The organism is Taklimakanibacter deserti (assembly GCA_003574785.1).
In genome coordinates this window covers 98,871-120,896 of record QORU01000018.1, presented here as the reverse complement: position 1 = coordinate 120,896, position 22,026 = coordinate 98,871, and the positions used below count along the sequence as shown (strand labels likewise).

23 protein-coding genes are annotated in these 22,026 nt (G+C 62.5%); 9 read left to right on the top strand and 14 right to left on the bottom strand.

Features of this window, described 5'->3' with window-relative positions:
* Position 1: 1 nt before the first annotated feature.
* From topA to plsY, 4 genes are all read right to left on the bottom strand, one after another.
* Positions 2-2,656 carry a type I DNA topoisomerase gene (topA, locus tag DS839_RS30485; protein WP_119274304.1) on the bottom strand — a complete coding sequence of 885 codons (2,655 nt, stop codon included), beginning with the start codon at positions 2,654-2,656 and terminating at the stop codon, positions 2-4.
* A gap of 203 nt (positions 2,657-2,859) precedes the next feature.
* Positions 2,860-3,255, bottom strand: a complete 396-nt coding sequence (locus DS839_RS30480; protein ID WP_119274303.1) for a VOC family protein — start codon at positions 3,253-3,255, stop codon at positions 2,860-2,862.
* Positions 3,256-3,273: 18 nt separating this feature from the next.
* Complete coding sequence (gene dprA / locus DS839_RS30475; protein ID WP_119274302.1) at positions 3,274-4,380, bottom strand: DNA-processing protein DprA; 1,107 nt, start codon at positions 4,378-4,380, stop codon at positions 3,274-3,276.
* Positions 4,377-4,997 carry a glycerol-3-phosphate 1-O-acyltransferase PlsY gene (gene plsY / locus DS839_RS30470; protein WP_368912009.1) on the bottom strand — a complete coding sequence of 207 codons (621 nt, stop codon included), beginning with the start codon at positions 4,995-4,997 and terminating at the stop codon, positions 4,377-4,379. Before plsY ends, dprA begins: the two co-directional genes overlap by 4 nt.
* A gap of 108 nt (positions 4,998-5,105) precedes the next feature.
* Between plsY and DS839_RS30465 the strand changes: the two genes are divergently transcribed.
* On the top strand, positions 5,106-5,357 hold the full coding sequence (locus tag DS839_RS30465) for a type II toxin-antitoxin system Phd/YefM family antitoxin (RefSeq protein WP_119274301.1): 252 nt from the start codon (positions 5,106-5,108) through the stop codon (positions 5,355-5,357).
* Positions 5,341-5,763 (top strand): type II toxin-antitoxin system VapC family toxin, encoded by a 423-nt coding sequence (locus tag DS839_RS30460; RefSeq protein WP_368912008.1) that lies wholly within the window; start codon positions 5,341-5,343, stop codon positions 5,761-5,763. Before DS839_RS30465 ends, DS839_RS30460 begins: the two co-directional genes overlap by 17 nt.
* Here DS839_RS30460 and pyrC read toward each other — a convergent pair whose 3' ends face one another.
* Both pyrC and DS839_RS30450 read right to left on the bottom strand, forming a co-directional pair.
* On the bottom strand, positions 5,764-7,083 hold the full coding sequence (pyrC, locus tag DS839_RS30455; RefSeq protein ID WP_368912007.1) for a dihydroorotase: 1,320 nt from the start codon (positions 7,081-7,083) through the stop codon (positions 5,764-5,766). It lies immediately after the preceding gene.
* The gene (locus DS839_RS30450; protein ID WP_119274300.1) at positions 7,080-8,042 is read right to left on the bottom strand and encodes an aspartate carbamoyltransferase catalytic subunit; all 963 of its coding nucleotides are present in this window, start codon (positions 8,040-8,042) and stop codon (positions 7,080-7,082) included. Before DS839_RS30450 ends, pyrC begins: the two co-directional genes overlap by 4 nt.
* Positions 8,043-8,289: 247 nt before the next feature.
* On the opposite strand from DS839_RS30450, the gene DS839_RS30445 reads away from it, so the two are divergent.
* Both DS839_RS30445 and DS839_RS30440 read left to right on the top strand, forming a co-directional pair.
* The gene (locus DS839_RS30445; RefSeq protein WP_119274299.1) at positions 8,290-8,658 is read left to right on the top strand and encodes a hypothetical protein; all 369 of its coding nucleotides are present in this window, start codon (positions 8,290-8,292) and stop codon (positions 8,656-8,658) included.
* A 181-nt stretch (positions 8,659-8,839) separates the two neighbouring features.
* Entirely contained in the window at positions 8,840-10,264 is a 1,425-nt protein-coding gene (locus DS839_RS30440; protein ID WP_368912006.1) for an APC family permease, read from the top strand.
* 71 nt (positions 10,265-10,335) lie between these two features.
* Here DS839_RS30440 and DS839_RS30435 read toward each other — a convergent pair whose 3' ends face one another.
* The 4 genes from DS839_RS30435 to ruvX all read right to left on the bottom strand — a co-directional run bounded on the left by DS839_RS30435 (position 10,336) and on the right by ruvX (position 13,983).
* Positions 10,336-12,072, bottom strand: a complete 1,737-nt coding sequence (locus DS839_RS30435; RefSeq protein ID WP_119274298.1) for an adenylate/guanylate cyclase domain-containing protein — start codon at positions 12,070-12,072, stop codon at positions 10,336-10,338.
* 120 nt (positions 12,073-12,192) lie between these two features.
* The gene (locus DS839_RS30430) at positions 12,193-12,582 is read right to left on the bottom strand and encodes a RidA family protein (protein WP_119274297.1); all 390 of its coding nucleotides are present in this window, start codon (positions 12,580-12,582) and stop codon (positions 12,193-12,195) included.
* Between the two features lie 10 nt (positions 12,583-12,592).
* Entirely contained in the window at positions 12,593-13,525 is a 933-nt protein-coding gene (locus DS839_RS30425; RefSeq protein WP_119274296.1) for an AEC family transporter, read from the bottom strand.
* On the bottom strand, positions 13,522-13,983 hold the full coding sequence (gene ruvX / locus DS839_RS30420) for a Holliday junction resolvase RuvX (protein ID WP_119274295.1): 462 nt from the start codon (positions 13,981-13,983) through the stop codon (positions 13,522-13,524). The genes DS839_RS30425 and ruvX overlap by 4 nt, the downstream gene beginning before the upstream one ends.
* 68 nt (positions 13,984-14,051) lie before the next feature.
* Between ruvX and DS839_RS30415 the strand changes: the two genes are divergently transcribed.
* Complete coding sequence (locus tag DS839_RS30415; RefSeq protein WP_119274294.1) at positions 14,052-14,759, top strand: metal-dependent hydrolase; 708 nt, start codon at positions 14,052-14,054, stop codon at positions 14,757-14,759.
* A 16-nt stretch (positions 14,760-14,775) separates the two neighbouring features.
* Here the strand turns inward: DS839_RS30415 and DS839_RS30410 are convergent, their stop codons facing one another.
* The 3 genes from DS839_RS30410 to DS839_RS30400 all read right to left on the bottom strand — a co-directional run bounded on the left by DS839_RS30410 (position 14,776) and on the right by DS839_RS30400 (position 17,192).
* Entirely contained in the window at positions 14,776-15,165 is a 390-nt protein-coding gene (locus DS839_RS30410; protein ID WP_119274293.1) for a hypothetical protein, read from the bottom strand.
* Complete coding sequence (locus DS839_RS30405; protein WP_162918907.1) at positions 15,162-16,730, bottom strand: GMC family oxidoreductase; 1,569 nt, start codon at positions 16,728-16,730, stop codon at positions 15,162-15,164. The genes DS839_RS30410 and DS839_RS30405 overlap by 4 nt, the downstream gene beginning before the upstream one ends.
* A 69-nt stretch (positions 16,731-16,799) precedes the next feature.
* A complete protein-coding gene (locus DS839_RS30400; protein WP_119274291.1) occupies positions 16,800-17,192 on the bottom strand; it encodes an ArsR/SmtB family transcription factor in 393 nt (130 codons plus the stop codon).
* Between the two features lie 146 nt (positions 17,193-17,338).
* On the opposite strand from DS839_RS30400, the gene DS839_RS30395 reads away from it, so the two are divergent.
* From DS839_RS30395 to gatA, 4 genes are all read left to right on the top strand, one after another.
* A complete protein-coding gene (locus DS839_RS30395) occupies positions 17,339-18,520 on the top strand; it encodes an MFS transporter (protein WP_119274290.1) in 1,182 nt (393 codons plus the stop codon).
* Positions 18,521-18,584: 64 nt separating this feature from the next.
* Complete coding sequence (locus DS839_RS30390; RefSeq protein ID WP_119274289.1) at positions 18,585-19,277, top strand: GNAT family N-acetyltransferase; 693 nt, start codon at positions 18,585-18,587, stop codon at positions 19,275-19,277.
* Between the two features lie 43 nt (positions 19,278-19,320).
* Entirely contained in the window at positions 19,321-19,608 is a 288-nt protein-coding gene (gatC, locus tag DS839_RS30385; RefSeq protein ID WP_119274288.1) for an Asp-tRNA(Asn)/Glu-tRNA(Gln) amidotransferase subunit GatC, read from the top strand.
* Between the two features lie 4 nt (positions 19,609-19,612).
* Positions 19,613-21,079 (top strand): Asp-tRNA(Asn)/Glu-tRNA(Gln) amidotransferase subunit GatA, encoded by a 1,467-nt coding sequence (gatA, locus tag DS839_RS30380; protein WP_119274287.1) that lies wholly within the window; start codon positions 19,613-19,615, stop codon positions 21,077-21,079.
* 4 nt (positions 21,080-21,083) lie between these two features.
* Here the strand turns inward: gatA and DS839_RS30375 are convergent, their stop codons facing one another.
* Complete coding sequence (locus tag DS839_RS30375; protein ID WP_119274286.1) at positions 21,084-21,956, bottom strand: polysaccharide deacetylase family protein; 873 nt, start codon at positions 21,954-21,956, stop codon at positions 21,084-21,086.
* Positions 21,957-22,026 lie beyond the last annotated feature (70 nt).

The window sequence follows — 22,026 nt, the reverse complement described above, 5'->3', positions numbered from 1 at the left end:
CTCAGGCGCTCACTTTGTCTGGCGCCGCCGCCTTCTTGCTTCGCTTGGCCGCCCTGGCCGCGGGCTTCGCCGGTTTTGCCTTGGGCTTCGCCGCCTTGCTGGCCTTGGCGGGCTTTTCCGCCGCCTCGCTCTTCCCCTTGGACTTGCCTTTGCCGGCGCGGGCATTGACGAGGGCGATCGCTTCTTCGAGCGTCGTCTCCTCGGGCGCCTTGTCCGAAGGGAGTGTCGCATTCACCTTGCCCCATTTCACATAGGGGCCATAGCGTCCCGACATCACATGGATCGGACCGCCATCCGGATGCTCGCCGAGCTCCTTGAGAGCGCCCGGCCGCTTGCGGTTGGCGCTTTTCTCCTTTTTCTCGGCGATGAGGTCGACGGCACGGTTGAGCCCGACCGTATAGACGTCCTCGGGGTCTTTGAGCGTGGCATAGATCCCGTCATGCAGGATGAAGGGACCGAAGCGGCCGAAATTGGCGACGATCGGCTTGCCGGTCTCAGGATGGAGTCCCACCTCGCGCGGCAGCGACAGGAGCCGCAACGCGGTTTCGAGATCGATGCTCGCCGGATCGCTCTTCTTGGGGATCGAGGCACGGCGCGGCTTCTCATCCTCGCTCGCTTCGCCCAGCTGCAGATAGGGCCCGAAGCGGCCGTCCCGCCTCGTGACGGCAAGGCCGGTCTCGGGATCATGGCCGATGAGGATGCCCTCGGCGGGCACCGCCTCTTCCGAGCCGTTGCCCGGCGTGATCTGGCGCGTAAAGCGGCAGTCGGGATAATTCGAGCAGCCGACAAAGGCGCCGAACTTGCCGATCTTGAGCGACAATTGGCCATTGGCGCAGGAGGGACAGGCGCGTGCCGGCGCGCCATCGGCGCGCTCCGGGAACACATGCGGGCCCAAAATCTCGTTCAGCGCATCGAGCACATTGGTGATGCGCAGATCCTGGATCTCGCCGACCGAGCCGGTGAAATCCTGCCAGAAGTCGCGCAGGACAGCCTTCCAGTCGATCTCGCCATTGGAGACGCGGTCGAGCTGCTCCTCGAGATTGGCGGTAAAGTCATATTCGACATAGCGCTTGAAGAAGGCTTCGAGGAAGGCGGTGACGAGCCGGCCCTTGTCTTCGGGGATCAGGCGCTTCTTGTCGAGCCGGACATAGCCGCGGTCGCGCAAGGTCGAGAAGATGGCCGTATAGGTCGAGGGCCGGCCGATGCCGAGCTCTTCCAGCTTCTTGATGAGAGTGGCTTCCGAATAACGCGGCGGCGGCTCGGTGAAATGCTGCTCGGGCGTGATCGCCTGGACGCCGACACCATCGCCGCGCGCCAGTGACGGCAAGCGCTTGGCATCCTCGTCCTCCTCGTCATCGAGGCCTTCCTGATAGAGCTTGAGGAAGCCGTCGAATTTGACGACGGAGCCCGTGGCGCGGAAGGAATAGGCCTTGCCGTCATTGCCCTTGGCGCCGATATCGGCGGTGGTGCGCTCGATCTCGGCACTTTCCATCTGGCTCGCGATCGTGCGCTTCCAGATAAGGTCATAGAGCGCCTGCTGGTCGGCATCGAGATGGCGGCGGATATTTTCCGGGAAGCGGAACAGGTCGGTCGGCCGGATCGCTTCATGCGCTTCCTGCGCGTTCTTGGCCTTGGTGGTGTATTTGCGCGGCACCGACGGCAGATAAGGCTCGCCGAAGCGCTTGAGGATCGCGTTGCGGGTGGCGGCGATCGCCTCGCCGGCGAGGTCGACACCATCGGTTCGCATATAAGTAATGAGACCGGTCACCTCGCCGCCGATATTGACGCCCTCATAGAGACGCTGGGCGACCTGCATGGTCCTGGCGGAAGAGAAGCCGAGCTTGCGCGAGGCTTCCTGCTGCAAGGTCGCGGTGCGGAAGGGCGGATAGGGGTGGCGCTTGACCGGCTTCGATTCGATCGTGTCGACGGAGAATTTGGCGCCCTTGAGCGCCGAGACGATGGCCTTGGCGGACGCCTCGTTCTCGATATCGAGCTTGCCCAGGCGCTTGCCGCCAATGGCATTGAGCCTGGCCGAAAAGGCATCGCCCCTGGGCGAGGTGAAGCTCGCATCGATGGTCCAGTATTCCTGGGCCCTGAAGGCTTCGATTTCGAGCTCGCGGTCGCAGATGAGGCGCAGCGCCACCGATTGGACGCGTCCCGCCGAGCGGGCGCCCGGCAGCTTGCGCCACAGGACGGGCGACAGGGTGAAGCCGACGAGATAATCGAGGGCGCGGCGGGCGAGATAGGCATCGACGAGGGCAGGGTCGACCTGCCGCGGATGCTTCATCGCATCGAGCACCGATTGCTTGGTGATGGCGTTGAAGACGACCCGGTCGATCTCCTTGCCCTTGAGGGCACCCTTCTTCTTCAGGATTTCGAGCACGTGCCAGGAAATAGCCTCGCCCTCGCGGTCAGGGTCGGTCGCAAGGATCAGGCGGTCCGAGGCCTTGAGGGCGGCGGCGATGTCGGACATGCGCTTGGCCGACTTGGCGTCGACCTCCCAGGACATGGCGAAGTCCTCATCGGGACGCACCGAACCGTCCTTGGGCGGCAGATCGCGCACATGGCCGTAGGAGGCGAGGACGGTATAGTCCTTGCCCAGATACTTATTGATCGTTTTGGCCTTTGCAGGCGATTCGACGACGACGACTGTCATTATCTTGCGTTCAAAAAACTAGGACGGGCCTCATATAGGGATCAATTCGGGCCCGCAAGCCTGCTCAAGGGCGCATGGCTGGCAAAACCTTTCGAAAAAATCGCCTTAAGATTGTAAAATACAACTTTTACATACATTTTCGATGGTGGGACTATAGATTGGCGCAGACGGCAACAATATGACGTAGTGTCAAAAGTTGACGTTTACTCCCAGTTCACCTGCCAGGAGACGCCATAGCGGTCGTTGAACCAGCCGAATTTCCGGCTGAAGCCGTAATTGCCTATCGGCATGAGCCATTGTCCACCATCAGCCAGGACGGCGGCGATCCGGTCAAGCTCTTCCTCGCTGGCGCAAGTGACGAAAAGGGAGTTGGCCGGGGTGAAGGTGAAAGCATGCTTGACGTGGCTGTCGATGCAGAAGACGGGCTGCCCCGCCAGGACGAAGCGGGCGACCACTATCGAACCTTCGGCGCCTGGCCCTTCCGGCCCATAGCGCTTGATGTCGACCACTTTGCTGTCGGGTATGGCCGATACATAAAGCGTCATCGCTTCCTCGGCCTTGCCTTCGAACATCAGGAAGGGCGTCACGGTTGTCTTCATTGGCTGCCTTTCTTGAGGTCAGATGAGGGAGACGAGCTGGCGTCCATGACGGACAAGTTTGCCGGCAAGCTCCAGTTCCAGGAGGATACCGAGTACCGCTTGCGCGGGCACACCGCTTTCGCGGATGAGGTCGTCGATATCGGTGGGTGCGGGACCGAGGAGCGCAAGGACGGCGCCGCGCGCCGGCGTGTCGATCTCCGTCGCGACCGGAGGTTTTATGGCGACGGTTTCCGGCGCGGCGTGCGAAAGCCTGGACTGCATCGGCAAGAGCACATCGAGCACCTCCTGGCTGCGGCTCAGCAAATGGGCGCCGTCGCGGATGAGGCGGTTGGTGCCTTCGGCGCGCGGATCGAAGGGCGAGCCCGGCACGGCGAATACCTCGCGTCCCTGTTCATTGGCGAAACGCGCGGTGATGAGCGAGCCCGAGCGCAAAGCCGCTTCGACGATGATCACCGCCCGGCTCATGCCGGAAATGATCCGATTGCGGCGAGGGAACGACTTCTCGCGCGGCTCGGCGCCGGGCGGCATTTCCGATATCAGCAGCCCGTCGGTGCCGATCGCTTGCTGCAATCCGGCATTTTCCGGCGGATAGGTGATATCGATCCCATTGGCGATGACGGCGACGGTGCCGCGCGTCAGAGCCGCTTCATGGGCGGCGGTGTCGATGCCCCGCGCCAGGCCGGAGACGGTGGCATAGCCCGCCTCGGCAAGCTCGGTGGCGAACATGCGGGCGAGACGCTTGCCGTTGGCCGAAGCATTGCGCGAGCCGACAATGGCAACGGCCTCGCGCTTTGCGAGCTCGGCCTTGCCTTTGATGCAGATCAAGGGCGGCGCGCTGTCGATATGGCGAAGCAGAGGCGGATAGTCGGGCTCGTTCTTGCCGACGAAGCGCGCGCCAAGGGCCGTCGCCCGGGCGATCTCGGCTTCGGCTTGCTGGGCGCTATAGATCTTGAACGGACGTTTGAGGCCGCCTTGGCGCGAAAGCTCGGGCAGGACGGCGAGAGCGTCGCCGGCGCTGCCGAATCTTTCCAGGAGCTGGTCGAAAAGTGCGGGACCGACATTCTCGCTGCGGATCAGCCGCAGCCAGTCGAGGCGCTCGTCATCGGCGAGGACCTGCTCGCTCATGCATGGGAGCCGAGCTTGATCTTCGCTTCCTCGCCCTTGACGAGCCGCGCGATATTGGCGCGATGCATGATCCAGATGAGGGCGCCGATGACGATGAGAGGCAGGACGTAAGAGGGCTTGCCGAGAAGCCAGGCCCAGAGCGGGCTCAGGGCCGATGCGGTGAGCGCCGAGAGAGAGGAGATGCGGAAGAGGAGGGCCATGATGAGCCACACGGCGAGGAAGATGAGCCCCAAAGGCCAGTAGAGGCCGAACAATATGCCGATATTGGTGGCCACCCCCTTGCCGCCCTTGAAGCCGAGCCAGACGGGGAAGAGATGGCCGGCAAAGGCGGCAAGCCCGGCAATGAGGCCGGCGGTCTCGCCGCCCATCTCTTTCATGATGAGGATCGGGATCGTTCCCTTGACCGCGTCAGCGACGAGCGTCAGGGCCGCGAGCTTCTTGTTGCCGGTGCGCAGCACATTGGTGGCCCCGATATTGCCCGAGCCGATGGAACGGACATCGCCAAGCCCGGCCCAGCGGGTCAACAGCAATCCGAAGGGAATGGAGCCCGAGAGATAGCCGAGAATGACGGCGAGGAGCGCCATCACCGGCGTCACGCCTGCGAAATCGAGCATCATCCCTCCATATCTCCCTTCTTCCCTATCGGGCCAGGGGTCATTCCTGTTTTGTTCTTGTCTTCGCTCCTGTTTGCTATAAGCTAGTTGGAGTGAATTGTGGAGACCGCTATGCGGGAGATTGGCGCCTCAGAGGCAAAGAACAAGCTGAATGAGATGCTCGACCTGGTGGAGGATGGCGAGGAAATCGTCATCACGCGGGACGGCAAGGCCGTAGCACGTCTGGTTCGCGAGACGGCCAAACGCGATCGCGGCGCTGCGCGTGCGGCCGCCGAGCGCATCCGCAATCGAGCGAAGACTGTCGGCTCATCCCCCATTACGATGGAAGAATGGAAGGCGTTTCGTAATGAAGGCCGAGCGTGAGCCTTGTCCTCGACAGTTCCGCGACGCCGCCTGGGTTCACGGCGATGAGCGCACGGTTGCCATTGAGACTCTCTTCGACCGGATAGTTGAGCAGGGCGCGGTAGTGCCGGGAATCTGGCACCTCGAGGTTGCCAATAGTCTTACCGTTGCTCTCAGGCGTAATCGTATTACGGCTGTTTTTCGAGACGAAGTTCTTGCCGACTTGGCGCAAATCGACATCAGGACAGATCCAGAGACCAATCAGCATGCCTGGTCGGCGACGCTGCGACTTGCCGATCGTTTCGGGCTCACGCTCTACGATGCGGCTTATCTCGAATTGGCTCAACGCCGACAACTGCCGCTCGCATCACTCGATACTGCGCTGATGACGGCGGCGAAGACCGTTGGCACGACGATCCTGCCATAGTCAGCGTTGGTCAAACACATAGACGGTGCGCCCCGCAACGACCGTTTCCAGCACGCGGCCTTCCAGGGTTCGATGCTCGAAGGGCGAGTTCTTGGAGCGCGAGCGCAGGATGTGATCCTCGACCGTCCAGCTCGCATGGATATCGGCGAGAGTGAAGTCGGCGGGGGCGCCAGGTGCCAGGCGGCCGGTTTCGAGCCCCAGGATCTGCGCCGGCTTGGCCGAGAGAGCATCGATGAGACGGCTGAGCGGAACGCCCTCATTGTGATGCAGGCTCAAGCTCGCCGAGAACAGGGTCTCGAGACCGATGGCGCCGAATTCCGCTTCGGCGAAGGGGAGGCGCTTGGTATCGGTGCTTTGCGGATCATGGCTCGAGACGATGACATCGATCGTGCCGTCCGCGACACCCTCGACGAGCGCCCGGCGGTCGTCTTCCGAGCGCAAGGGCGGAGACAGCTTGAAGAAGGTCCGGTAGGCGCCGATGTCGTTTTCGTTGAGGACGAGATGATTGACGGAGACGCCGCAGGTCACCGGAAGCTTTCGCGCTTTGGCGGCCCGGATGACCTCGACCGACATCCGCGAGGAAAGCTGCGCCACGTGATAACGCGCACCCGTCAGCTCGACGAGGCGCAGATCGCGCTCGATCATGATGACTTCGGATACTGCGGGAATGCCGGCAAGGCCGAGCCGGCTCGCCGTCTCGCTCGCATTCATGACGCCGCTCGCGAGCGTCGGCTCCTCGGCATGCTGGACGACCAGCATGTCGAAATCCTTGGCGTAAGCCAGCGCGCGGCGGAAGATGCGGGCATTGGCAAGAGCCTTGTTGCCGTCGGTCACCGCCACGGCGCCTGCTTCCTGCAAGGTGCCGATCTCGGTCATGAGCTCGCCCAAGAGCCCCTTGGTCAAAGCGGCCATGGGCGCCACGCGCACGATGGCGGTGTCGCGTGCCCGCCTCAGGATGAAGTCGACGATCGCCGCGTCGTCGACGACCGGATTGGTATTGGGCATCACGATCATGGTGGTGATGCCGCCCGCCGCCGCGGCTTCCGATGCGGTCGCCAGCGTCTCGCGATACTCATTGCCGGGCTCGCCGGTGAAGACGCGCATGTCGATGAGGCCGGGCGCCAGGATCAGGCCCTTGCAGTCGAAAATCGCCGTGCCGGAGCCTGCCGATTGCGCCGTGACCTTGGGCCCCGCGGCCAGTATCCAGCCGTCCTCGATGAGCAATCCGCCTTTTTCATCAAGACCTTGGAATGGATCAATAAGACGCGCGTTGAGGTAGGCCTTGCGTCCCGCCGAATGCTTTGCCGAGGGCGCCATCATGCGTTCTCGCCTCCCGGCAGGTTGCGGGCGAGCGCGTCGAGCACCGCCATGCGCACGGCGACACCCATCTCGACCTGTTCGCGGATCACCGACTGGACCCCGTCGGCGACATTCGAGTCGATCTCGATGCCGCGATTCATCGGGCCTGGATGCATGACCAGCGCATCGGGCTTGGCGAGCTTGAGCTTCTCCTCATCGAGCCCGTAGAAGCGGTAATATTCGCGCACCGAGGGCACGAAGGCGCCGCTCATTCGTTCGAGCTGCAGCCTGAGCATCATCACCACATCCGCGCCTTCGATCCCTTCGCGCATGTTGCGATGGATCTCGACGCCGAAGGCTTGCGCGTCGGTCGGGAGCAGCGTCGAGGGCGCCACGAGCCGTACCCGGGCGCCCAGCTTGTTGAGGAGATGGATGTTCGAGCGCGCGACGCGCGAATGCAGCACATCGCCGCAGATCGCCACGATCAGCCCTTCGATGCGGCCCTTGCGGCGCCGGATAGTGAGCGCATCGAGCAGCGCCTGGGTCGGATGCTCATGCTGGCCGTCACCGGCATTGACGACAGCGCAGGAGACTTTCTGGGCGAGAAGCTCGGCGGCGCCCGATGAGGGGTGGCGCACCACCAATATGTCGGGATGCATCGCATTGAGCGTCATGGCGGTATCGAGCACGGTCTCACCCTTGGAGACGGCCGAGGTCGAAACCGCCATATTGAGGACATCGGCGCCAAGGCGCTTGCCGGCGATCTCGAAGGAGCTTTGCGTTCTGGTGGACGCTTCGAAGAACAGGTTGATCTGAGTGCGCCCGGTGAGCATCACCTGGCGCTTGTCGATCTGCCGGCTCACCTCGACATAGCGTTCGCCGAGATCGATGAGCTTGACGATATCCTGGGCGGAAAGCGGTTCGATGCCGAGCAGGTGCTGGCTTTCGATGAGGCGTTTGGGATTGCGCGCGGAGGTCATCGAAGGCCACTGTCTAGGGACGATTCCCTTCGCCCGCAAGCGACAATGGTGGCCTGTGGGTAAGTTTGCAGGAAAGGGTAAAGTGGGAAGGGATTCCTGGCAGCCAGGCGCATCACAAAATCGCCCCGAATGTTGCTGCAGAATCGCCATGGACCGGTGCGAAGCATGACTTCGTCAATCGGTGCCGGCGGGGCGGCATCGGGTTCACGTAACTCAACCGGGGCTAGGGGAACTGGTGGAGTGTTTCATGTTGAAGATGGTTGCCGCCGGCGGCATGGCTTTGTTTGCGGCTCTGGCTTTACAGCCGGTTGACGCTAAGGCCGATACCCGCATCGGGATAGGTGTGGGTGGCGGCTGGTATCCGCCGGCCTATGAACCGAGATATCCGGTCTATGATCCCGATGACGAGGACGATGATGAAGACTACGGCTATGTCTCCTGCCGCGAGGGCAGGCGGATCGTCCGTGACTACGGGTTCTACCGGGTCACGCCGACCCGGTGCGGCGGCTCGGTCTACCGCTATGAAGCGGTCAAGCGTGACCGGGTGTGGAGCGTCAGATTGAGCGCCCGTTCCGGCCGCATCATCAGCGCGCGTGTGATCGGAGATTATTACTGAACGCAAATCCAAGTCGTCGGGAGCGGCAAACCGCTCCCGGCTGTGCTGTCCGCTTTCCCATATTGAGACGGAAATTCGCGCGCGTTGCGGGCTGAGCGGTTGATATCGCCATCGCGCTGTTTGACATATCGGTAGTTGCACATAGTCTCTATCCAAGCCTAACGATGTGATGGAGATGGCGATGACCGATCTCACCGCAAACGTCAGCACTCCCAAGACCGAAGCCGTCGAGCCGAGCCTGCATCGCGTGATGGGGCCGTGGCTTCTGCTGCTGTTCATCATCGGCGACATCCTGGGCACCGGCATCTATGCGCTGACCGGCCAGGTCGCCAAGCAGGTGGGCGGCGTCGTCTGGCTGCCCTTCCTGGTGGCCTTCGTCGTGGCGCTCATCACCGCCTTCAGCTATCTCGAGCTCGTCACCAAATATCCACGCGCCGCCGGTGCCGCACTCTATACGCACAAGGCCTTCGGCATCCATTTCATCACCTTCATCGTGGCTTTTGCGGTCATGTGCTCCGGCATCACCTCGGCCTCGACCGCTTCGCGCGCCTTTGCCGCCAATCTCTCCACCGCCTTCGATCTAGGGCTTGCCGGCACCTATGGCGTGACCCTGATCGGTCTTCTCTTCATGGCCATCGTAGCGCTGGTCAATTTCCGCGGCGTCGGCGAGAGCGTGAAGGTCAATGTGCTGCTGACCTGCGTCGAGCTCACCGGCCTCCTGATCATCATCGTGATCGGCCTGTGGGCTATCGGCCTCGGCAATGGCGACGTCTCGCGCATCACCCAATTCGCCATTGCGCCCGACCGCACCGTCTTCTGGTCGGTCATCGCCGCGACGACGCTCGCCTTCTTCGCCATGGTGGGCTTCGAGGACTCGGTCAACATGGCCGAGGAATGCAAGAACCCCAGCGGCATCTTTCCGAAAGTGCTGCTCACGGGCCTGCTCATCACCTGCGCGATCTACATGCTGGTGTCGATCTCGGCGATCACGCTGGTTCCCGCCGAGCAGCTGGGCGAAGGCGAGACACCGCTGCTCAAGGTGGTGGCGGCGGGCGCACCCAGTTTCCCTGTCTGGATCTTCGGCTTCATCACCATGTTCGCGGTGGCCAACACCGCCTTGATCAACATGTTGATGGCGAGCCGCCTGGTCTATGGCATGAGCCGCGAGCATGTGCTGCCGCCGGTGCTCGGCAAGGTCCATGCCGGCCGGCGCACGCCCTATATCGCCATCATCTTCACGACGCTGCTCGCCTTCGCCCTCATCACCTTCGTCGGCACCGTGCCGGCGCTTGGCGGGACCACGGCCTTGCTGCTGCTCTGCGTCTTCACCATCGTCAATATCGCGGTGCTGGTGCTGCGCCGCGACACGGTGGGGCACAGCCATTTCCGCACGCCCACGTTTCTGCCGGTGATCGGCGCGATCTGCTGCGCTTTCCTGGTCGGCCCATGGACCGGCCGCGACCCGGTGCAATACAAGGTCGCCGGCGTCCTCATCGGCATCGGCATCCTGCTATGGGTCGTGAATTACCTGATCAACCGCGCCATAGGCCGGAAGCCGGCCGAGCCGACGATGGAAACATCCGGCGGGCCCGGCCCGGTCAACTAGTAGCTAGGATTTCGAGTGCGGCGCTGGCCTCAGAGAAGGCCCGCCGAGAACTTCCTGCCAGCGGGCATCAACTATTCGAGACCTGCTCGGCGCAGACCTTCGATGTACTTGGCCCGGTCCTCAGGTCTGATCAACGGGTGATACTTTTCCACCCAGTCAATACTTAAATTCGGCTGTAGTCGCTTGCATTGCACTAGGCCCATGCGCGCCTGTTCCAAGTCATCCGCGAGACCGGCTGCCGCAGTGAAAGTGCGCCAAGCTGTGCAAAAATCAGGTCGAATCTGTACCGCCCGACGTTCTGCCGTCACCGCGTCTGCGTAACGCCCGGCAACAAAATGGCAAAGGCCCTCGATCGAGAGACTCCCGGCTTGCGTGTAGTCCCGGGGACTCAGTCGTCGTGCAAGCTCGAGTTGACTGATGCCATCTTCCGCAAGCCCTGCGTAACCATACGCACACCCCAGAATCGTCCGGGCAAACGCAAAATTGGGGTTGCGTTGCAACGCCTCATTCAGCTCTTCAACCGCAGGCGCCAGTCGCCTCGAAAACGCATAGACATATCCGGCCGCAAAGTGAGCCCAAGGGTCATCGGGATCGAGGTCAATCGCCCGTTGTGCAAGAGCGAGGGCTTCAGATAGGCCTTGCTCAAAGTCCAGTCGTCCCGATACGACGCGGCTTGCGAATGCCCATGCCAGAAGGCTGCGCGCGCGTGCATAGTCGGGATCGAGCTCGATGGCCCGCCTCAGGAGGTTGATGCCGGTATCCTCGTCCTGGATGACCCAGGTCCAGATATAGGGCATTGCCCGCACCACACAGCCCCATGCATCGAGGCTTTCCGGCGACTTGCTCCGCAGACGAAGGCTTTCGGCAGTATAAATCTGCGGTTCGATGGCCACGACGACGCTGGCCGTGATTTCATCTTGCAGGGCAAAGATTTCCGCGGTCGGGCGGTCGTAGCGCTCAGCCCAGATGTGGGCACCGCTCTCAGCATCGATCAACTGACCGGTCACCCGCAGCCGATCGCCTCCTTTGCGTACGCTGCCTTCGAGCACATAGCGCACCCCCAGTTCCCGTGCTATTTGACGGATGTCCGGGGATTTGCCCTTGTATGCGAAGCTCGAGTTGCGGGCGATGACGAAGAAGCCCCGGAGTTTCGATAGTGCAGTGATAATATCTTCTGCTATTCCGTCGCCGAAGTACTCCTGCTCCGGATCACCGCTCATATTCTGAAAGGGCAACACCGCGATTGATGGTCTGTCTGGCAGTACCAACGTTTCTTTCATCGGCCTGTTGGTCCCGCCATTTACTAGTTGGTAGACGTGTACTGACTGAGCGATGTTCTTGAGTTCTTGCTTTCCGATATCTTCGAACTGGACGTCGAGCCGGTTACCGATCTGGTCACGGACCACTGAAGATACTGCGATACCTCCCGGTGGTGCCGTGCTTTCAAGCCGCGCGGCTACATTCACTCCGTCGCCGAAAATGTCGTCGCCCTCGGCAATTACGTCTCCAAGGTTTACCCCAATTCGAAATTGAATATGCCGCTCCTCAGGCCTTTCCGCATTACTCGTCGCCATCGACGATTGAATTTCGACAGCACATGCGACAGCATTTACGACGCTTGGAAACTCGGCCAACACTCCGTCGCCGGTAGCCTTGAATACTCGCCCCCTGTGTTCGGCAATCTTGGGGTCGATCAACTCCGCGCGGACAGCCTTGAGTGCCGCCACAGTACCAGCTTCATCTTGCCCCATGAGCCGGCTGTAGCCGACCAAATCGGCAGCCAAGATTGCTGCGAGTCTTCGCTCCATGATCCCTGCAAGCCAAAACCCCTAAACATGCTATTACGGCTGGTCGAGAAACGCGAGTGCGGATTGGCGTCGATCCGCATCTGGCTGCGGGTTTATGAGTCCACGCCCCAGACTTGAGTGCTATCCCTGGCGGCGCGCAATGATGCGGATCTCGATCAGGGTCCCGGGCGTGATGAGCTCGCTGACGCCGATCGCCGTCCAGGCCGGGTAAGGCGCGTGGATATGCTCGTCCTTCACCTTGATGAAGGCAGCCAGATGCGTGCGCAGATCGACGTGATAGGTGGTCATCTCGACGATATCCTCAAAACCGAGCTCGGTGGCTGAGAGATTGGCCGCGAGATGGCTGAAGACGTCGCGGAACTGCTGTTCCGGATCGGATGACACGCTGCCGTCGGGATGTGTGCCGGTCTGACCGGAGAAGAAGGCGAAATCGCCATCGAGCACGACCGGCGAGAAATGCCAGTCATTCGGATAGTGAGCGAATTGCGGAGCGGCGAATGTTTGCTTCATGACGCCTCCTTCAGGCCAAGAGAATGAGGATCAGTGGAATGGTCAGCGCGGCGCAGATCACCTGCAATGTGAGTATATTGGCAACGAGCGGCGCGTCGCCACCCATTTGCCGGGCAAGGACATAGGCGCCGGAGCCCGTCGGCACGGCGGCGCAGAGTATGGCGACGGCGGCGGGCGTGCCGCCGACCCCGAAGAGGCTGAGCGTCAGATACATGAGCAGCGGCAGGAGGAGCAGCTTCAGCACGGTTGCAAGACCCACCGTCAGTTTGGCGGCGGCCGCCTCGCCGAAATGAAGTCCGGCGCCGACCGTGAGGAGCGCAAGCCCCAAGGCGCCGCGTCCGATCATGTCGAGGACTTGCGCCGCCATGCCCGGTAGCGACAGTCCCGAGAGCTGGAACAGGACGCCACCCATGGAGGAAAGGAAGAACGGGTTGCGCAGCACCCCGTGCACCAAGAGTTTCGCCGATGGCGCCTCGTTGTGGCCGCCGGCATAGAGCGACATGATGATGATGCAGACGACATTGAGAAAGGGCGTCATGGTGGCGGCACTGATCGCGGCGAGTGCCAGCGCGTCATTGCCGAAGAACAAGGGCACGATGGCGAAGGCGATGAAAGTGTGCCAGCGCGTGGCGCCCTGGAACAGGCTGGTGAATTGGGCGCCATTGATCCTGAGGGCCGAAGAGAGCGGCACGCGCAGGATGAGAAGCAGGGCGAACATGACGCTGAGCGCCACGATCATGGCGCCGGCCATGCGCCATACCGGGACGGATGAGAAATCCGCCGCGGCGATCTCCTTGAAGATGATCGCGGGGAAAAGCACGAAATAGCAAATCTGGTCGACGCCCGGCCAATGGGCATCGCCGACTAGCCTGGTCCGTCTGAGAAGGGCCCCGATCATGATCACGATGAAGACGGGCAGAAGAGCGAGGAAGATCTGGGTCATCGCTTGAGCGAGTCGAGGGCGGATTGCAGGATATAGGCGGCGGCAAGCTTGTCGACGATTTCGGCGCGCCGGCCGCGGCTCGTATCGGCATCGATCAGCATGCGCTCGACGGCGGCGGTGGAAAGCCTTTCATCCCAGAAGACGATGGGCAGAGGCGTGAGCTTGCCGAGATTGCGGGCGAAGGCACGGGTCGATTGCGCCCGGGGCCCCTCACTCCCGTCCATATTGAGGGGAAGGCCCAGGACAAAGAGGCCCGCTTGCCGTTCCGCGGCAATGGCAAGAAGGCGCTTGGCATCCTCGGTGAATTTTTTTCGCAAAATCGTTTCGATGGGCGAGGCGATCCGGCGCGTAATGTCGCTGATGGCGATGCCGATCGTCTTGCTGCCGAGATCGAGGCCGATCACGGGCACATTAAGCGGCAGGTCGGCGATCGCCTCGGCAAAGGATGGAGAATCCATGACGCCCTCTTACGCGACTGCTCAACCGCGCAAAAGGGTGGTAGAAGCGACGGAGAGGAGAAAAGCCAATGAAAATCACCTATTTCGGCCATTCGGCCTTCCGCATCGAAACCGGCAGCGCCGTCATCATGCTGGATCCGTTTTTGTCGGGAAATCCCTTGTTCAAAGACGATGCCAAGGAGGTCGCGCGCGGCGCCACCCATGTGCTCCTGACGCATGGGCATGACGATCACCTGGGCGACACGGTCGAGATCTGCCGGGACAACAATGCGACGCTGGTCGCCAATTTCGAGATCGCCATGTATCTGGCCGCCAAGGGTGTCGCCAATTATTCGCCCGGCAACCATGGCGGGCGCATCTCTTTTGCGGATTTCGACTGCGTCTTCACCAATGCCTGGCATTCCTCCTCGCATGTCGAGAATGGCACGCCGATCTATCTCGGCAATCCAGCTGGCTTCGTTATCCTGCCCAAGAGGGAGAAAGGGCGCAGCCTCTATATCTCGGGCGATACCGGCATCACCCAGGACATGAAGCTCGTCCACGACCTCTACAAGCCGGCATTCGGGATCATGTGCATCGGCGACCGCTTTACCATGGGGCCGGACCAGGCGGCCCATGCCTGCAAGACCTTCTTCAAGTTCAAGAAGGTCATTCCCTGCCACTTCGCCACTTTCGAGGGCTTCCTCATTCCCGACGCCAAGCCTTTCGTCAAAGCCATGGGACCGAAGGGCAAGACCGTCGCGGTCATGAAGCCGGGCGAGGCGATAACGGTCTGACTTTCCTGATCGCGCACTATCGCCACAGGCGCTTGCGCTCGGCGACCCGGGCGAGGGCCGGCATCAGCGCATCATCCATGGGCGCTATCGAGTGGCCTTGCGGCTGCGGTGGCGCGCTGCGCCAGCCCATGGCTTCGAGCACCTGGCCCGATTCGTAATAGGCCTTGATCAGCGCCAGCACGAGATCGCGGAATTCCTGCGCATGATCGGCTTCGAGGTTCGAGAGTATGCCATGGCGCTTGCCCGCCTCGGCGAAATCCGGATGGTCAACGGCCAGCGCCTTGATCGGCGAGGCCGATTGCGCGAGGACCGCCATGACATCGGGAATGAGCGAGCCGGGCGGCAGGCCGGTCTCGTCGCCAGGCAGGATCAGATCGGCCAGAAGCCTGAGATGCGAAGGCGTCATGCCATGTCCTCCGCGAGCTCGGCCGCGAGCTTGAGCGCCACGGCGCCGATGGTCGAGGCGGGATTGGCGGCGCCGACCGTCGGGAACAGGCTGCCATCGGCAACGATCACATTGGGCACGCGATGGCAGCGGCCTTTGCGGTCGGTGACCGAGGTTTGGGGATCATCGCCCATGCGCGCCGTGCCGAGCAGATGCCAGCCGGTCAAGGGGGCAGGGGACACACGGATCATGCGATAGGCGCCCGCGGCCAACAGAACCTCTTCGGCCCGGGCGAGGCCGTAATCGAGGCTTTTCTGTGCGCGTTCCGCCATCCTGTAGTCGATCTTCACGCCGGGGAGGCCGTCAGGTTCTTCATCGCGCGTGAGGGTGACGCGATTATGCGCCTCGGGCAGGTCCTCGGCAAGGACGAGGATGGGCATGGTGTGCAGGAATTCCTCGCGCAATTGCGCTTGCGCCGCGGCACCCCACAAGGGCTGGAGCCGCGAGGCCTGGACGGCAAGCGCATTCTCGCGCGACAGTTGCAGATGCACGCCGCGCTCGAAGCCGCGCGCGCGATCCGTCTCGTAGAATTCATGCGAATAGATCGAGCAGCCGACCGGACCGACCGGGCCATCGAGCCTGTCCTTGAACAGGCCGCGCACATAGGCCGCCGGGTGATACATGAGATGGCGGCCGAGCGCCGGGCTGTCGATGCCTGAGGCGAGCAGCAGGCGCGCAGTGCCGACGCCGTTGCCGGCGACGACGACGGCCTGGGCCGGCTGGAGATATTCCGTACCATGACGATCGGCATAGGTGACGCCGGTGGCGCGGCCGGCCTCGATATGGATATGGCGGGCGATGGCGATGGTGCGCAATTCGACGCCCAGGGCGATGGCCCTGGGCCAATAGGTGAGATCGACCGAAGCCTTGGCCTTGGGAATGCAGCCGATGAGACAGGGCCCGCAATTGTTGCAGGCATCGCGCCCGTCATGGGGGACAGAGTTGATGGCGGCATCGACCGGCCACCAGTGCCAGCCGAGATCGCTGAACGCGCGGGCCGCGCGATTGGCCACTGTGCCGAAGGGCAGAGGCGGCATGGCGCGCGGAGTTTTGGGCGGATAGGCCGGATCGCCATCGAGGCCCGCGACACCCATGATCTCATCATTGAGATCGTACCACGGTTCAAGCTCGAAATAATCGAAGGGCCAGTCGTCGCCGACCCCGTCGAGAGTGCGGGTGCGGAAGTCGGATGGATGCAGGCGTGGGAAATGCGCCGCCCAGGCGACCGTCGAGCCGCCGACACCGTTCCACATCAGCGGCTTGAACACCGAATTGCCGTCATCGATCGGGTAGTCGTTGGAGCCGCGATAGGCGCCCGATTTGAGCCGGAGATTGGGATTGGACGCCCAGTCCTCCAGGATGGCGCGCTGCCAGCGCATGGTCTTGGCCGGCATGCGCGTCGGATCGGGCCAGCCGCCGCGTTCGAGGCAAACGATCTTGAGATGAGGGGCCTGGCGCTTGATCTGCCAGGCGAAGGCCGCCCCGCCGCAGCCAGCCCCGATGATCACGACATCGACGGGATCCATGCGTTTTCTTGTCATTGAACGGGACTTTATGCGGGAACTGCGCTCAACCGCAAACCCGAAGGCACATGGCTACCCGACCGGTCCCTTCTTGGCGGTGCCCTGCCGTTCCAGCTCACGCAACTCGCTTTTGGCGACCTCGCGCATGTCGAAGGGAATGTTGATCGCACTGGCAATGATCGAATCGAGCAGCCCCGGGAAGCGCGCATTGAGGTCGGCGCGGCGCAGCGAGATCAACCGGTTGGTTCCGCGTGTCTCCGTGCGCGTCACGCCGGCTTCCCTGAGCCTTGCGAGGTGATAGCTCACATTGGTTTTGGAGCCGAGGTCGAGGAAGCGGCTGCAGTTGACCTCGAGGCCCTCGTTGCGCGCGAGATAGCCGATGATCGCCAGCCGAGTCGGATCGCCAAGCACCGAAAGCACGGTCGCAAGATCGATCTGATCGGTCGCCGGATGAAATAGAGACATTCCCAAAAGTCTACCCAATTCCCGTAGGCGTGCAATCGCGGGCGGGCCTCCTGACACAAGGGTGGCAGGAGACGCGGACCATCCTTATTGACAGATGCCCTCAATCGTCCAATAGTTCAAGAACTTTTGAACAAAGGATTCATGCCATGGACGGACGTCTCCTGTGGCTGGCGACCGGAGCTTTCTCGACGAGCCTCATGGCCTTCGTGTTCGCGGGACTGCTGCCGCTGATTTCCGCCTCCGCCGGCATCTCCATCCCCGAGGCCGGTTACCTGGTAACCGCCTATTCGCTTGCCTATGCGATCGGCACGCCGATCCTCGCCACGCTCAGCGGCGCCGCCGACCGCAAGCGCGTGGTTATCGGCGCGCTCATCCTGTTCCTTGCCGGCAATATCACGGCGGCGGCGAGCAATTCCTTTGCTTTGCTCACCGCCGCGCAGATCGTCATGGGCGCCGCGGCGGGCCTTTACGCGTCGACGGCGCAGGCCACGGCCGTCATGCTCGCGGGCGTCGAGCATCGGGCGAGGGCGGTCGCCACCGTCATCGGTGGCACGACATTGGCCGTGGCGCTCGGCGCGCCGATCGGCTCGCTGATCGGCAATCTCGCCGGCTGGCGCGCCACCTTCCTGTTCGTAGGCCTTGTCGCGCTCCTATGCGCCACCATGCTCTCGCTGCGGCTGCCGCGCGGCCTGCCCGGAGTGAAGCTGACGCTTGCCGAGCGCGTGCTGACGATCACGCGACCGGGCGTCCTGCCGGCGCTGATCGTGACCTTCCTCTATCTCACCGGCGGCTTCGTGGTGCTGTGCTACCTGGCGCCGCTTGCGACCGACGGTGCCGGCCTCTCCCTGACCGTGATTCCGGCATTGCTGCTCGCCTTCGGCATTGGCGCGGTGATCGGCAACTATGCCAGCGGGCGACTTACCGACCGGCTCGGGGCGACGCGTGTCGTCATCTTCTCGCTGATCGCCAGCGTGATCGTCTGCATCATCATCACGCTGATGCTGCGGCTCCTGCCCTCCGGGATCGCCGGGCCGTTGCTGATCGTCATCATGGTCCCGTGGGGCATCATCGGCTGGACGTTCCCGCCGGCGCAGGCGAGCCGCATCGTGGCGCTGTCGCCGGAAGTCACCTATCTGACGCTGCCGCTCAACATGTCGGCCATGTATTTCGGCGTCGCCGCCGGCTCCTTTGCCGGTGGGCGGGCGCTGGCGGCGGTGCCGGCCACGGATCTCGGCATCATCGCCGCGGCGTTCCCGCTGGTGGCGCTCGTGGTGCTGCTCGCCACGGCGCGGTCGCGCAAGCCTGCCGTGGCGGAGGCGGGTGAATAGGGCGTTAAATGAGAGTTCATGCGGGAATTGCGCTTCTGCGCAAAGCCGGACATAAGCTCCTCCCATGTCAGACCGAAAGCGACCCGTCGGCCCCCTTGTCGATCCCTTGCCCCCGGGACTCGCACCCGATCTGCGCCCGCTTTTCGGCCGCTGGGTCAGGCTCGAGCCGGTGTCGGCGGCGCATCATGGCCGCGATCTTTACGCTTCTTTCGCCGCGAGCGACCCCGAAGGCGCGGTATGGACCTATATGGGCTATGGGCCCTTCGCCGATGTCGAGACCTTCCAGGCCTGGCTCGCCAAGCAGGAGGAGAGCCGCGATCCGTGGTTCTATGCCTTCATCCGCCGCGACACCGAGAAGCCCGCCGGCATGGGCGCCTTCATGCGCCTCGACAAGGCCAATGGCGTGATCGAGATCGGCCATATCTGGATGTCGCCCGGCCTGCAGAAGACGCGCGAAGCGACGGAAGCGATCTATCTGATGATGCGCCACTGCTTCGACGATCTGGGGGTGCGCCGGCTCGAATGGAAATGCCATGCGCTCAATGCCCCGTCCCGCAAGGCGGCCGAGCGCTTCGGCTTCATTTATGAGGGCATCTTCCGCCAGCATCTGATCGTCAAGGGCCGGAACCGGGACACCGCCTGGTATGCGATGATCGACAAGGAATGGCCTTCCATGGCGGCGAGGTTCCAGGCCTGGCTCCGGGACGAGAATTTCGACGGCGAGGGGCGGCAGAAGAGCCCGTTGCTCCCCCGTTGAGCCGGTGTTATTGAGCGCCCCTGTTTCCGGAAAGAAGTGAAAAATGTCGGTCGATCAGAAAACCGTGCGGCGTATCGCGCATTTGGCGCGCATCAAGGTTGCCGAGGAGGATGTGCCCCGCCTCGAAGGCGAGCTCAATTCCATCCTGCACTGGATCGAGCAATTGAACGAGGTCGACGTCGCGGGCGTCGAGCCTTTGACCTCGGTCGTCGCCATGAAGATGAAGAAGCGCCAGGACGTGGTGACCGACGGCAACTATCCCCAGGATGTAACCAGGAACGCCCCCGCGGCCGAGGACGAGTTCTTCATGGTCCCGAAGGTGGTTGAATAACGCAATGACCTCGCTGACCTCGCTTACGATTTCCGCCGCGCGCGACGGGCTGAAGAAGAAATCCTTCTCGGCGCGCGAGCTGACCGATGCCTATCTCGCTGCCATGGAGAAGGCGCGCATCCTCAATGCCTATGTGGTCGAGACGCCGGACAAGGCGCGGGCGATGGCGGAAGCCTCCGATGCCCGGCTCGCCAAGGGCGAAGCGGGCGCGCTTGAGGGCATACCGCTCGGCATCAAGGATCTCTTCGCCACCAAGGGAGTCCACACCCAGGCGGCGAGCCACATTCTGGACGGTTTCAAGCCGACCTATGAATCGACCGTCACCGGCAATCTGTGGCGCGATGGTGCCGTCATGCTGGGCAAGCTCAACATGGACGAGTTCGCCATGGGCTCGTCCAACGAGACGAGCTATTACGGCAATGTCATCAATCCCTGGCGCCGCCGCAATTCCAATGCGGCGCTGGTGCCGGGCGGCTCGTCGGGCGGCTCGGCGACGGCCGTCGCCGCTCATATCTGTGCCGCGGCGACCGCGACCGACACCGGCGGATCGATCCGCCAGCCCGCCGCCTTCACCGGCACCGTCGGCATCAAGCCGACCTATGGCCGCTGCTCGCGCTGGGGCATCGTCGCCTTCGCTTCATCGCTCGACCAGGCGGGACCCATCGCGCGCGACGTGCGCGATGCGGCGATCCTGCTCAAATCCATGGCGAGCGTCGATCCCAAGGACACGACCTCGGTCGATCATGCGGTGCCCGATTACGAAGCCGTCATCGGCAAGCCGATCAAGGGCCTCAGGGTCGGAATCCCGAAGGAATATCGTGTCGACGGCACCCCGCCCGAGATCGATGCCTTGTGGGGCAAGGGCGCCAGGTGGCTGAAGGAGCAGGGGGCCGACATCGTCGAGATCTCGCTGCCGCACACCAAATACGCGCTGCCGGCTTATTACATCGTGGCGCCGGCCGAGGCTTCCTCCAATCTGGCGCGCTACGACGGCGTGCGCTACGGCCTGCGGGTGCCGGGCGACGACATCGTGTCGATGTATGAGAATACGCGCGCGGCGGGTTTCGGCCGCGAGGTGCAGCGGCGCGTGATGATCGGCACTTATGTGCTCTCGGCCGGCTATTACGACGCCTATTATGTCCGTGCCCAGAAGGTCCGTACCCTGATCAAGCAGGATTTCGACAAGGCATGGGACAAGGTCGACGTCGTGCTCACGCCGGCGACGCCGAACCCGGCTTTCGCCCCGGGCGAGATCACCGATCCGGTGCAGATGTATTTGAACGATGTGTTCACCGTGACGGTCAACATGGCGGGCCTGCCTGGGATTTCGGTACCCGGCGGCCTGTCGGAAGAGGGTCTGCCGCTCGGCCTTCAGCTCATCGGCAAGCCTTTCGACGAGGCGACGCTCTTCCAGGTGGGTCACGCCATCGAGGAAGCCGCGGGCAAGTTCGAAGCGCCGAAATGGTGGTGAAGAGTTATCCGGTCTGACCGACTCCCAATTCGGTAATTTCGTCGAACAAGCCCTGTGAGTGAGGCTCTATCATCGCAAAAGGCTTTCCGGCGACTTCCGCGAGCTTCTGCTGAAGGACGAGAAACTTCCCCGTTGGCACGCTCGCCACCTGGGCGTAGGTAGCATCGTTCATGGCCTCGCCCAGTGAGACGAAATCGACTCCGGCATGTATCAGGGTGCTGAAGAATTCATCGGCGATGTCGGCAAAGAAGGGCACTGGATGGCCCACGGTAATGCCGACGACGTCGTGGCCAAACCAGTTGCGCGCGCAGAGGTCATCGTAGGCTAGCTGCGCCAGCGAAAATTTGAGAAAGCTCTGTCCGAGAGAAGTCCGGCCTTCGTCATCGTTGCGCTCGAGGCAATTTCTATAAGCGCGATTCCATCGCCACTCATAAAGCCAGCTTGTGACGTCGACGGTTCGGTATCCGCGATCCGAAAGATGGGAGCGCACGGCATCGCGCTTCTCTCGCGTGTCGCCCCAATAGCACAAGGGGTGCCTGAAATAGAGTTGGGGCGCCTTTGCAAGCCACCGAGAAAGATGGCTCTCTCCCAGTTCTATATCCTTTATGTAGGCCTCCACGGAGACGTCGTTCAACTCGATATGGCTGTGGGTGTGATTTGCCACGTGATGGCCCGCGGCGGTCCAGCTTTCGATGATCGTCTTGAACTCCGGATGCTTGAGGAGCGACCAGGAATTCGCGAAAGCATAGACACCTCGGATCTTGTGGCGATCGAGCGCCATGATGATGGCGTCCACCATCCCAGCAACGGTATAGCCTGCAGGCGGATAGGACATCGGCCAGAGCGGCAAGTCGTCAAGCGTAAAGGCCATTTTCATGGAATCGGACCCTCGGCTTCGGCCATCTCGATAATTCGGCCTGACGCAATGTAATACCGGCGAAGAAGGG